Source organism: Allobosea sp. 01N443 (genome assembly GCF_056399325.1).
In genome coordinates this window covers 1-11,952 of the sequence record NZ_JBFTRC010000178.1, presented here as the reverse complement: position 1 = coordinate 11,952, position 11,952 = coordinate 1, and the positions used below count along the sequence as shown (strand labels likewise).

Sequence of the window (11,952 nt, the reverse complement as noted above, 5' to 3'; positions counted from 1 at the left end):
TCGCGCGGTTCGGCGAGCGGGCGATGCCCTGGGTGATATTCTTGGAACGTTCGTTGAAGGGCATGGGCGTGTGCTCCCGGTCGGCGGCAGTCAGAGGTGACGAGGCAGTTTTAGAGCCACTCCAATCTAATGAGAAATATACTTTTCTATCGCCATTAGGTCGCAGGGCATATTAGAGGATCCCATGGACCTCCGTCAGCTCCGCCATTTCCTCTCCGTCGCAGAAGAGCTGCATTTCGGCCGGGCTGCCGAGCGCCTGGGCATGACGCAACCGCCCCTGAGCCAGTCGATCCAGGCCCTGGAGAGTGAATTGGGCGTGCAACTCTTCGTGCGGACGAAGCGCAGCGTCGCCCTGACGCCCGTCGGCCAGGAATGGCTTGCTCACGCACGTGCCGTTCTCGACAAGGCCGCGGGGTTGCCGGAAACGGCCCGCCGCCTCTCGCGCGGCGAACYCGGCAGCCTGCGCCTCGCTTTCGTCAGCACGGCCGATTACAGCGTGCTTCCCGGGATGGTCAGCCGGTTCCGGCAGAGTTTTCCTCATGTCGCGGTCTCGCTGCGCGAGGCAACCAGCGACATCCAGATCGAGGCGGTGCTGACCGACGAGATCGACGTCGGCATGATCATCGCCCCCGACCGCAAGGCCCTGCAGGCCACGCTCAATTATCGCCCGCTCCTGCGTGAGCCCTTGGTCGCCGCTGTTCCCGAGGCCTGGATCGCGGCCCGCCGCCCGGGTTTCACCGCCGAGACCTTGCGCGCCGAGGCGATCATGGCCGCGCCGCTCATCCTGTTTCCGCGCCATATCGCGCCTGCATTCCACGACATCGTGTCGGGCTACTTCGCCGAGCATGGCGCGCCCCTTGCCGTCCATCAGGAGGCGATCCAGATGCAGACGATCATCGGGCTCGTCGCCGCCGGCATGGGAATCGCGCTGGTGCCGCAATCCATGACCAACCTGCGCCGGCGCGGGGCGCATTACCTGCCTCTGCAGGATTCCGCTCCGGAGATCGAAACCGGCCTGGTCTGGCGCGCGGCCAACACCTCGCCKACGCTGCAGCGCTTCCTCGAGATCGCGTCCTAAGGCATTGGCCTGAAAAGTGGATTGCGGTTTTCGGGAAAGCCGATGCAGCCACAGAAGGCTGGATCATCGGGCCGGATACGATACCCGGCCCGATGGTCCAGGCGCCGTTCCTGCAAGGATGAGCCTGCTCCCGCGGCACGGCCAGGCTGCCCCCGAACAGCAACGGCCGGGACATGCCCGGCCGTCGTTCGAAATCCTGTCCTGGCGGGGCGCTCGGCCTCGCCGTCTCAATCGAGCTTGAACTTGCCGAATTCGCGGTGCTCGCCATAGATGCGGCGGACGGTGCCGGTGATCGAGCGGTAGACGATGGTCTCGGTCTCAATCACGTCCTTGCCGAACTTCACGCCTGACAGCATGCCGCCGTCGGTGACGCCGGTGGCAGACACGATGACGTCGCCCGAGGCCATTTCCGACATGTCATATTTCTTGTTCGGATCGAGGACGCCCATGCCATGGGCGCGCTTGCGCTTCTCCTCGGTGTCGAGGATCAGGCGGCCCTGCATCTGGCCGCCGACGCAGCGCAGCGCAGCCGCCGCCAGCACGCCCTCGGGCGCGCCGCCAATGCCCATATAGATGTCGATGCCGGTCTTGGCAGGCTCGGTGCAGAAGATCACGCCGGCGACGTCGCCATCGGTGATCAGGCGGATAGACGCACCGGTCTTGCGGATCTCCTCGATCAGCTTGGCATGGCGCGGACGGTCCATGACCAGTGCGCTGATCTCATGCGGCTTCACGCCCTTGGCCTTGGCGAGCGCATGGATGTTGTCGGTCGGCGACGCGTCGAGATCGATGACGCCCTGCGCATAGCCGGGGCCGATCGCGATCTTGTCCATGTAGACGTCGGGCGCATAGAGCAGCTTGCCGGCTTCAGCCATGGCCATGACGGCGATGGCGCCGGGCATGTCCTTGGCGCAAAGCGTCGTGCCTTCGAGCGGATCGACGGCGATGTGGACCTTGGGCCCGTGCCGGTTGCCGACCTTCTCGCCGATGAAGAGCATCGGGGCTTCGTCGCGCTCGCCCTCGCCGATGACGATCTCGCCATCGATGGGCAGGCGGTTGAGCTCGCGGCGCATGGCATCGACCGCTGCCTGGTCGGCTGCCTTCTCATTGCCATGGCCGCGCAGGCGCGCTGCGGAGACCGCTGCACGCTCGGTGACGCGGACCAGTTCCATCGACAGATAGCGCTCGATGATATGGGATGAGGCGATGGTGAGTTCGGACATGAGGCTCCCTCGAACTATTCAGCAGTCGGCAATCGGCAGGTCGGACACGCAGGCGCCGAAGGCCTATTCCCGTTCAATCCTTATCACCTGCGGCGGTTCAGCAATGTGACCGTCGGCGGTGACCTTTTCGAGCGCGTCGCGGATCGCCGACTCGCTGGTGGCGTAGGTGATGAGTACGACCGGCACCGGCGCTCCGGAACGCCCCGTCGGGTCCCGGGTGGCGGCGGCTTCCGAACGATGCTGGACGATGCTCTCGAGCGAGATATCGGCCTGCGCCATGCGGGTGGCGATGGCTGCGGCGGCACCCGGCCGATCCGCAACCGCGAGGCGGATGTAATAGCCGCCCTCATGACGCTGCATCGGCGTGCGCGCCGGCTGCTCGAGCCGCGAGACCGGAAGGCCGAAGGGCAAGCCCGAGGTGCCGCTCGCGACATCGGTGATATCGGCGACGACGGCAGACGCCGTGGGATCGCCACCGGCACCGGGACCGACCAGGGTCAGTTCACGGACCGCGTCGGCATCGATCGTCACCGCATTGGTAACGCCCATGACCTGCGCGATGGCGGAGGATTTCGGCACCATTGTCGGGTGCACGCGCTGTTCGATTCCGGTGCGAGTGCGCTCGGCGACACCGAGCAGCTTGATGCGGTAGCCGAGCTCGTCGGCCATCTTCAGATCGAGCGGCGCGATCGAGGAAATGCCTTCCACATGAATCGCTTCGGCGTCGATCTTCACCCCGAATGCGAGGCTGGTCAGAATGGCGAGCTTATGGGCTGTGTCGTAACCCTCGACATCGAAGGTCGGGTCGGCCTCGGCATAACCGAGACGCTGGGCATCCTTGAGGCAGGCCTCGAAGGTCAGCCCCTCCAGCTCCATGCGCGAGAGGATGTAATTGCAGGTGCCGTTGAGGATGCCATAGAGCCGCGAAACATTGTTCCCGGAGAGCGCCTCGCGCAGCGTCTTGACCACCGGAATACCGCCGGCGGAGGAGGCTTCGAACGCAAGCGCCACGCCCTTCTCTTCAGCCAGCGCGGCAAGCGCGACGCCGTGATGCGCAAGCAGCGCCTTGTTCGCCGTCACCACCGATTTGCCGGAGGACAGAGCGGCCTCGACCGCAGCCTTGGCGAYGCCGTCCGAACCGCCGACGAGTTCGACGAAGCAATCGATCTGCGACGAGCGCGCCAGCTCGACCGGATCGTCGAACCAGGTGTAGCCGGTGAGATCGATGCCGCGATCACGGGTTCGGTCGCGGGCCGAAACGGCCGTCACACGCACGGCGCGGCCGCAGCGGGCCGCAATGGCGTTTTCCTGGCGGTTGAGGATGCGCAGCACCGAAGCGCCGACCGTGCCAAGGCCGGCGACACCAACGCGCAAGGGAGCAGGACCGGGTGAGGAAGCGAGCGTCGTCATGCCGTCGGGGTCGCACGCGACAACGGGCGAGTCAACGGAGCGGATGCGCGGTTCGGTACGAAGCCTGGCGCGACGCGCGCAGTTTCTCAGCTCAGGAACGGGAAGCGATCAAGGACTCACGGCGGACACAACATGTGCGCTGATTCGCCCTTCGAGCTCGTCGGTCGATGCCATGGCGCGCTCCTGTAAGACAGGACGTTCGATCTGGGGCTGGATCGAGCCGCATCCGGTCATTCAGCGCGTATCCAGGCTGAAGAACCGTACGCTGGAGCGCGTGACTGCGAAACGGATATCAAACGGCTGGAGGCTGGTGCGGGCTTGGGTCGCTGGTCAGTCGAACCGGCAGACGACCTCGGCTGCGAGCCGTTTCAGCTTGCCATCGGCAAAGGTCAGATGCAGCCGCAGCAGCTGATTGCCGAAGGCCGTGGTCTTGATGGTGTGCAGCGCTTCCAGCGTCGGTCCGGTCCAGGTCGTCGCGTTCTCGACTACGGGGCGCCAGAACCAGGCGGCAGGCGGCACAATGCTGATCGTGCCCAGGCGCTGTTCGGCTTCGGCCTGTTCCAGCCCCAGGGGGAAATAGCGCGCGGCAATCTCCGTCGCGTCCCGGCCGCATTCGTTGGAGCGAGTCGCGGTGAGAATATCGGACACCAGCGGCGAGTTCGTCTGCGTGTTGCGTCCGCGCGAGTAATCATAGGTGACGACGAGGCAGACCAGCGCGAACAGGCCAAAACCGATGCCGATCAAACGGCCTTTGCTGAACATGCCGAGCCCCTGCCCTCAACTGCAAGACCGATGGCGGCGCGTCTGCGCCGGCCATCGCGCACTCGTCTTAGCTCAGCTTACCCAGCTTTGGATATCTGGATGACGTTGTGAAGCGTTTGATCCGCGCCCTTGAGGAAGCGGCCGATATTCCGGGCCGCCTGCCGGATGCGCTGCTCGTTCTCGACGATGGCGATGCGGACGAAATCGTCGCCATGTTCGCCAAAGCCAATGCCGGGCGCGACGGCGACCTCCGCCTTCTCGATCAGCAGCTTCGAGAACTCGAGCGAGCCGAGATGGCGGAACTTCTCCGGGATCGCCACCCAGGCGAACATCGAGGCCTGCGGTGCGGGGAAGTCCCAGCCGGCCTTGCCGAAGCTTTCGACAAGCGCGTCGCGCCGCTTGCGATAGATCTCGCGCATTTCGCGGATGCAATCGTCCGGGCCATTCAGGGCGGCGGCTGCGGCAACCTGGATCGGCGTATAGGCGCCGTAGTCGAGATAGGACTTGACCCGCGCCAGCGCCGCGAGCAGGCGCTCGTTGCCAACGGCAAAGCCAATGCGCCAGCCGGCCATCGAGAAGGTCTTCGACATCGACGTGAACTCGACCGTGACGTCCATGGCGCCCGGCACCTGCAACATCGAGGGCGGCGGGTCGTTCTCGTCGAAATAGACCTCGGCATAGGCGAGATCGGACAGCAGAATCAGCTCGTGCTTCTTCGCGAAGGCGACGAGGTCGCGGTAGAAATCGAGCGAGGCGGTATAGGCGGTCGGGTTCGCCGGATAGCAGGTCACGAGTGCGATCGGCTTCGGCACCGAGTGGATCATCGCCCGCTCCAAGGCGGGGAAGAAGGCCGGAGTCGGCTCTGCGGGAACGGAGCGGATGACACCGCCTGCCATCAGGAAGCCGAAGGCATGAATCGGATAGCTCGGATTCGGCACGAGCACGACGTCGCCGGGGCCGGTGATCGCCTGCGCCATATTGGCGAAGCCTTCCTTCGAGCCCAGTGTCGCGACCACCTGGGTGTCGGGGTTCAGCTTCACGCCAAAACGGCGCGCGTAATAATGCGCCTGGGCGCGGCGCAGGCCGGCAATGCCCTTTGAAGCGGAGTAACGGTCCGTGCGCGGCTTGCCGGCGGTTTCGACCAGCTYCTCGATGACATGTTTCGGCGCCGGCAGATCGGGATTGCCCATGCCGAGGTCGATGATATCGACGCCCTTGGCTCGTTCGGCCGCCTTGATCTTGTTGACCTGTTCGAAAACATAGGGCGGCAGGCGTTTGATGCGATGAAAATCGGTCATTTCGAACATGTCCCTGGACGCGCCGCGAGAACCGGCTCGTCACAATTGTGCGTTGACTGCCCTTAGCATCGCATCTTCGGTCAGGACAGGCCGTAAGACGCAATTTTCGACGAAAGACGCCAGCGTGGCAGGGGCGGCTCGGGCCTCTCCTAGCGGCATGCCCCTTCCGGCCGCAGCCTTCGTGCCGCTCATTTGGCCTTCATCAGAACCGGCAGTTCCTTCAGAAAGGCGTCGCGGAGCTTCCGGCCGGGTATGCCATCCGTGCGTTCCGCGCCGATCAGCAGGCGCGCGAAGACGACGCGCCTGTCCTTGTTGTCGGCCCAGCCGACGAACCAGCCGAGAGGCCGCTTCCGATCGATTTCGCCTGCAGCGTTCCGAAGCCAGATGCTGCCGGTCTTGCCTTTCACCGTCCAGTCTCCGGCGCTGAAGCTGGGAAGGATCGCCCTGGTCATCTCATGGGCCTTGCCGGAAACCGGCAGCGAGCCGGACAGGAGGCGCCTCAGGAAGCCCGTCTGCTCCTCTGGCGAGATGGTCAGCGACGACGAGATCCAGGAATGGGTCAGGCCATTGTTCTGCCCGCGATCACCCGAGACATCGCCGTTGCCATAGCCGAGCTTCGCGACATGGGCTGCGAAGCTCCTGGGCCCGAGCCGGGCGGTCATTTCGCGCGAGTACCAGATAACCGAATCCGCCTCCCAGATCGTCGGGTCGACCGGCTTGCGATCCCGCGCCACCGCGTTGAATCGCGGTTGATAGTCCCAGAGGGGCTTGTGCTGGTCTTCGAGAATGCCCGCGTCGTAACCGATCGCAGCAAGCGGCACCTTGAAGGTCGATGCGGGGCTGAAGCGCTTGTCGCAGGTTCCTTCGCGGTGGAGCGTCTTTCCCGATGCCGCCTCGAGAATGAGCGTGCAATCGAGATACGGCTTCACGGGGACAGTCTGAGCCTGCGCAGAATTGGGCAGCATTGCGCCCGCGATCAGCATGGCTGCGGCGAAGGAGAATGAACGATGGTCCGCTTGCGCCATGGGGCACGGTCTCCGGAACGGCAACGCCCCTGCCCTAGCGAGCCGGCCCGTCCGGGATATGGCGCGATTCCGACTAACTCGAATTAACCTAACCGATTGGTGAAGGCTGCCCTGCCCGGCAGATTGCAGGAGCCAGACGGGACGAGCCAGCCGAGTCGACTTCCGCCCAATAGAATAGGCGGCTAATCGAATCGCCGATTAGTTGGTCGGAACCACGGCCGGCGCTGGCGGCGCGGTCGCGCCGAGGGACTTGGCTTGTTCGCCGGCAGCCTCATTCGAGAGGCGCTTGGCTTCGAGGTTGGTTTCGAGCGTCTTGAAATCCGCCACGGGCTTGCGCGGTGCAGCGCGCGTCGCAGACGTGCCGACCGAGATGTAATCCCGCTCCGTCGAGCGGCTCTCCTTGACGAAGGGCTTCGATTCCTGCGGCGTGGTCGCCAGTCCCGCAGCCTCGGCGACACCCTTCACGCCATCCCCCGCACAGCCGGCAAGAAATGGGGCGCAGAGCAGCAGCAGCGCCAGGAACCTTGTCGTAGGATTGTTGAGTGACATGAGCAGGTCCGGCGCGTTGCAGAATTATCTTTTTACACCATATCGTTTACGTCCTTAATGGGACCAAAATAGGAAGCAAGGGCTTCCGCAAAAGACGTGGCAAGGGGAGACGATTCATGTGCCCGCCAGCCGACGACAAGCCGAAGGGTCCCGCTGGCTCGGACGAAGCGCCTGTGCCGGATTTCGACCTGCTGGCCCAGAACATGGGGCGCTTCATGGAAGAGGCCGGGAAGGTGACCGCTGCCTATCTGAAGCCGATCGAGCGCGGCGAGGCGAAGACCGGCGCCGCCGACGAGGTCAGCGAAATGGTCAAGACCATTGGCCGCGTCGCAGAACGCTGGGTCACGGACCCGCGCAAGATCATCGAGGCACAAGCTTCGCTGACCAGCGACTTCATGAGTTTGTGGGCTTCGACCCTGAAGCGGGCCAGCGGCGAGGAAGCAGCTCCGGTCGCCGAGCCCGACAAGCGCGATGCGCGCTTTGCCGATCCGGACTGGTCGGCCCACCCGATGTTCGATTTYGTCAAGCAGGCCTATCTGATCGGCTCGCGCTGGGCCGAGTCTATGGTTGATCGCGCCGAGGACCTTGACCCGCATACCCGTGAGAAGGCGCGCTTCTACGTCAAGCAGATCGCCAGCGCGCTTTCGCCCTCGAATTTCGTCGCAACGAATCCCGAACTCCTGCGCGAGACGCTCAAGCAGAACGGCGAGAATCTCGTGCGCGGGATGAAGATGCTGGCCGAGGATGTCGAAGCCGGAGGCGGCGAACTCAAGATCCGCCAGTCGGACGGGCGTGCCTTTGAGGTCGGCGTCAATATCGCCACGACGCCCGGCAAGGTCATCTATCGCAACGAGATCATGGAGCTGATCCAGTACGCACCGTCGACCGAGCAGGTCTTCAAGCGCCCCCTGCTGATCGTGCCGCCCTGGATCAACAAGTTCTACATTCTCGATCTCAATGCCGAGAAGAGCTTTATCCGCTGGTGCGTGGCGCAGGGACTGACGGTCTTCTGCATCTCCTGGGTCAACCCCGACGAGCGCCACGCCGCCAAGGATTTCGAGAGCTATATGCGCGAGGGCATCTTCGAGGCCCTTGACGCGGTCGAGCAGGCGACCGGCGAAAAGCGCGTGACCGCCATCGGCTATTGCGTCGGCGGCACGCTGCTTGGCGTCACCCTCGCCTATATGGCTGCGACCAGGGACAAGCGCATCGAGAGCGCGACCTTCTTCACGACGCAGGTCGATTTCTCGAAGGCCGGCGAACTCTCAGTCTTCGTCGATGAGGATCAGATCCGCGCCGTCGAGGAGCAGATGGCCCAGCGCGGCTATCTCGACGGCGCGCGCATGGCCGGAGCCTTCAACATGCTGCGGCCGAACGACCTGATCTGGTCCTATGCCGTCAACAACTACCTGAAGGGCAAGCTCCCGACCGCGTTCGACCTGCTCTACTGGAACTCCGATTCGACGCGCATGCCGGCCGCCAACCATTCCTTCTATCTGCGCGGCTGCTATCTGGAGAACCGGCTCTCCAAGGGTGAGATGACGATCGGCGGGAAGACGCTCGATCTGAAGGCGGTGAAGATTCCCGTCTACAACCTCGCCGCCAAGGAAGACCACATTGCTCCGGCTCAGTCCGTCTTCATCGGCTCGCAATGTTTCGGCGGGCCGGTCGACTATGTCATGGCGGGCTCCGGCCATATCGCGGGGGTGATCAACCCGCCTGGCAAGGTGAAGTACCAGTACTGGACCGGGGGCAAACCCGAGGGCGTGTTCGCCGATTGGGCCAAGGGCGCCGTCGAACACCCCGGTTCCTGGTGGCCGCATTGGCTCGGCTGGCTGACTTCGCAGGCGCCGAAGACACTGCCGGCGCGCGAGCCGGGCGACGGCGCACTGGCGCCGCTCGAGGACGCGCCTGGAAGCTACGTCAAGATCAGGGTTTGAGCCCCTTCGGAGCCGGATGACCTTCCGGATCACAAAAAAGCCGGCCCAAGGGCCGGCTTTTCGCAGAATTGGGTACGTCGATCAGTTCTTCCGCACCACCGGGCGCATCGGGATCGTCTCCTGCGGATTGTCCCAACGATAGGTGATGCCGGCGGAAACGACATGAACATGCGGCTTGGCCTCGGCCGTGTAGAGAACCGCGCCCTGCTGCGGATGCGCTCCGGAATAGTTCACGCTCGCATTCTGGACGTGGAGGTAGGTATAGCCCAGGTCGAACTTGATCCTATCCGAGACCTGATAGCTGAAGCCTGTCGATAACCAGAGGCGGTCATTATCCGAGATGAAGACCGTGCGGTTCTCGTCGTTCACGGCCGAAAGCTCGTAACCGACACCGGCGCGAAGGGTCAGATCGCGGTTGTATTTGTATTCGAGACCCGCCGCGAAGTACCAGCTGTCGTCATACTGGAAGTTCAGGCTGGTGAAAGGAACGCCAAAATTGCTGGCGACCACGGGAATGCGACGGAAACGGCTCCAGTTCGTCCATTCGACACCAAGGTGAGCTTGCCACTGGTCGTTGATGACCTGGGAGAGGCCGAATACGACCGAATCGGGCAGATTCAGGTTCGCCTTGATCGGGTTCGAACCCGCAGCGAGGATCGGCGGGACCGCGGCCGGGGTCTTGAACGTGCCCTCCAGCGAATGATGGATCATCGAGCGGTAGGCCAGGCCGATATTGGTTCCCTGCCACGGGGTCAGCGTCACGCCGAGCTTGTAACCGAAATCGATCGAGTCGCCTTCGAGGATGGTGTTGGCCGCCGTAGCCGTGATGCCAGCTGCCTGCTTCAGATTGGTCTTGAAATACTGCACCTGGAGCGCTGCGCCCACGGCGAGCCAGTCATTCACCTGGTAGCCGACCGTCGGCGTAACGTTGATCGTCGCGACGCGCGCCGAGCGGCCGTAAATCTGAGACGCATTGAATTGGTTTTCGGGTTTCGAGCGCAATCCGAAGGGCACGCCGGTGTGCATGCCGATCCAGAGGCGATCGGTCAGCTGCCAGGCTGAATACGAAGCCGGCACGAAACCGCCATCGCCGCCGATCTCGCCGGTGCCGAGGTTGCTTCCTCCAGCGGCGCCGATCGGGACGATCGCGCCGTTAGGCAGCCGCACCCGTGTTGGCGAGGTCGGATCGTAGCTGGCGCTCGGGGCGATGTAGCTGAAGTTCCAATTGCTGTTGCGGCCTGGAAACATGGTGATCGTGGCCGGGTTGAAGGTCATGGCTCCCATGCCGATGCCGCCGGAGGCCGCGCCGGCAAATGCCATGCCGAGGCCCTCGGCACTCGTTCCACTGCGCAGCGAAAACGAACTTGCCGAAGCGACGCCGGAAACCAGAAGAGCAGCGACTGAAACGGTAGCAGCGGCGGTGTAGCGAACCATGCTCTTCATCGAGTACCCATCCCTAGGATTGACGTTCTTTCGGGCAAATCACCCGCTTCGCCGACGAACATGCCGCGCTCGCGTTTCTGCCGCAATCCCGCCCTGAACGGCACAATTTCGCCATGCTTCTCCATGTGCTTGCACCGCAGCAGGCAGAATCGGCTAAAAATCCGCCGATTCCTGCAGTGCCGATCAAGTCAGCGCGTGAAAAAGATCGTTTATATGCGAACTATCACAAGTTTTGCGCAGGTGGCAGTTCTACGAGCCTACGTCTAATGGTTGCAGAAGCCTTTGCTTTGGCGACGGCCGTTGCATTCCCGCAACAAGTTTCGGGGCCCCCCTGTGCAGTCGCGTCATGCGCAGGAACCGCTTGCCTCGGGCGCCCCGTCCGCACAGGATCGCGCACCTTTGATCATATCGATTGAAACGGGGGAAACGACGTGAAACTGGTACGTTATGGCGCTTTCGGCCAAGAGAAGCCCGCGCTGCTGGACTCCAAGGGCGTGCTGCGCGACCTGTCAGGCAAGGTTCCGGACATCGCCGGCAAGGCGCTGACCTCGGCCTCGCTTGCGGCACTGAAGGCGCTCGATGCCGAAACGCTCCCCGAGGTTCAGGGGACGCCGCGCATCGGCGCCTGCGTCGGCGATGTGCGCAATTTCATCGCTGTCGGCCTCAACTTCGCCGACCATGCGGCTGAGACCGGCGCGCCGATCCCGGCCGAGCCGATCCTGTTCAACAAGGCGCCGAACTGCATCGTCGGCCCCTATGACGACGTCACCATCCCGAAGAACTCGAAGAAGACCGACTGGGAAGTCGAGCTTGCGATCGTGATCGGCGATGGCGGCTCCTATATCGCCGAGAAGGACGCCATGGCCGCGATCGCAGGCTTTTGCGTCTGCAACGACGTCTCGGAGCGCGAATTCCAGACCGAGYGCGGCGGCCAATGGGCCAAGGGCAAGGGCTGCCCGACCTTCGGCCCGCTCGGCCCCTGGCTGGTGACCCCCGACGAGATCGCCGATATCCAGAATCTCGGCATGTGGCTCGAGGTCGATGGCGAGCGCGTGCAGAACGGCTCGACCAAGACGATGATCTTCGGTGCCGCCTATCTCGTGCACTATATCAGCCAGTTCATGCGGCTCGATCCGGGTGATGTCATCACCACCGGCACTCCGCCCGGCGTTGGTCTCGGCTTCAAGCCGCCGCGCTTCCTGAAGGGCGGCGAGGTCGTGGCTC

Annotated in this window: 10 protein-coding genes; 3 read left to right on the top strand and 7 right to left on the bottom strand. The window is 63.7% G+C overall.

What is annotated here, in order from left to right:
• Window positions 1–184 precede the first annotated feature (184 nt).
• The gene (locus tag AC1DRP_RS29230) at window positions 185–1,078 is read left to right on the top strand and encodes a LysR family transcriptional regulator (protein ID WP_476770313.1); all 894 of its coding nucleotides are present in this window, start codon (window positions 185–187) and stop codon (window positions 1,076–1,078) included.
• A gap of 227 nt (window positions 1,079–1,305) precedes the next feature.
• Here the strand turns inward: AC1DRP_RS29230 and glpX are convergent, their stop codons facing one another.
• The 6 genes from glpX to AC1DRP_RS29200 form a co-directional block, all read right to left on the bottom strand.
• Entirely contained in the window at window positions 1,306–2,301 is a 996-nt protein-coding gene (gene glpX / locus AC1DRP_RS29225; protein ID WP_069881040.1) for a class II fructose-bisphosphatase, read from the bottom strand.
• A 63-nt stretch (window positions 2,302–2,364) separates the two neighbouring features.
• Window positions 2,365–3,711 (bottom strand): homoserine dehydrogenase, encoded by a 1,347-nt coding sequence (locus AC1DRP_RS29220; protein ID WP_476770312.1) that lies wholly within the window; start codon window positions 3,709–3,711, stop codon window positions 2,365–2,367.
• Between the two features lie 330 nt (window positions 3,712–4,041).
• Window positions 4,042–4,473: a hypothetical protein gene (locus AC1DRP_RS29215; RefSeq protein WP_476770311.1), complete on the bottom strand. Its 432-nt coding sequence runs from the start codon at window positions 4,471–4,473 to the stop codon at window positions 4,042–4,044.
• A 77-nt stretch (window positions 4,474–4,550) separates the two neighbouring features.
• The gene (locus AC1DRP_RS29210) at window positions 4,551–5,771 is read right to left on the bottom strand and encodes an LL-diaminopimelate aminotransferase (RefSeq protein ID WP_476770310.1); all 1,221 of its coding nucleotides are present in this window, start codon (window positions 5,769–5,771) and stop codon (window positions 4,551–4,553) included.
• Between the two features lie 188 nt (window positions 5,772–5,959).
• On the bottom strand, window positions 5,960–6,796 hold the full coding sequence (gene blaOXA, locus AC1DRP_RS29205) for a class D beta-lactamase (RefSeq protein WP_476770309.1): 837 nt from the start codon (window positions 6,794–6,796) through the stop codon (window positions 5,960–5,962).
• Window positions 6,797–6,994: 198 nt separating this feature from the next.
• Window positions 6,995–7,345 (bottom strand): hypothetical protein, encoded by a 351-nt coding sequence (locus AC1DRP_RS29200; RefSeq protein WP_441490926.1) that lies wholly within the window; start codon window positions 7,343–7,345, stop codon window positions 6,995–6,997.
• 116 nt (window positions 7,346–7,461) lie between these two features.
• Here AC1DRP_RS29200 and phaC point away from each other — a divergent pair, with 116 nt between their 5' ends.
• Window positions 7,462–9,285 carry a class I poly(R)-hydroxyalkanoic acid synthase gene (gene phaC / locus AC1DRP_RS29195; protein WP_441490927.1) on the top strand — a complete coding sequence of 608 codons (1,824 nt, stop codon included), beginning with the start codon at window positions 7,462–7,464 and terminating at the stop codon, window positions 9,283–9,285.
• 81 nt (window positions 9,286–9,366) lie between these two features.
• On the opposite strand, the gene AC1DRP_RS29190 is transcribed toward phaC, so the two are convergent.
• A complete protein-coding gene (locus AC1DRP_RS29190) occupies window positions 9,367–10,728 on the bottom strand; it encodes an OmpP1/FadL family transporter (protein WP_441490928.1) in 1,362 nt (453 codons plus the stop codon).
• 431 nt (window positions 10,729–11,159) lie between these two features.
• Between AC1DRP_RS29190 and AC1DRP_RS29185 the strand changes: the two genes are divergently transcribed.
• Window positions 11,160–11,952: fumarylacetoacetate hydrolase family protein (locus AC1DRP_RS29185; RefSeq protein ID WP_476770308.1), on the top strand; the 793-nt coding region annotated here is incomplete at its 3' end.

Bases quoted from the DNA above. Each gene is read 5' to 3' on its own strand.
- glpX (WP_069881040.1), bottom strand. From the start codon at position 2,301: ATGTCCGAACTCACCATCGCCTCATCCCATATCATCGAGCGCTATCTG.
- AC1DRP_RS29215 (WP_476770311.1), bottom strand. From the start codon at position 4,473: ATGTTCAGCAAAGGCCGTTTGATCGGCATCGGTTTTGGCCTGTTCGCG.
- blaOXA (WP_476770309.1), bottom strand. From the start codon at position 6,796: ATGGCGCAAGCGGACCATCGTTCATTCTCCTTCGCCGCAGCCATGCTG.
- AC1DRP_RS29200 (WP_441490926.1), bottom strand. From the start codon at position 7,345: ATGTCACTCAACAATCCTACGACAAGGTTCCTGGCGCTGCTGCTGCTC.
- AC1DRP_RS29190 (WP_441490928.1), bottom strand. From the start codon at position 10,728: ATGAAGAGCATGGTTCGCTACACCGCCGCTGCTACCGTTTCAGTCGCT.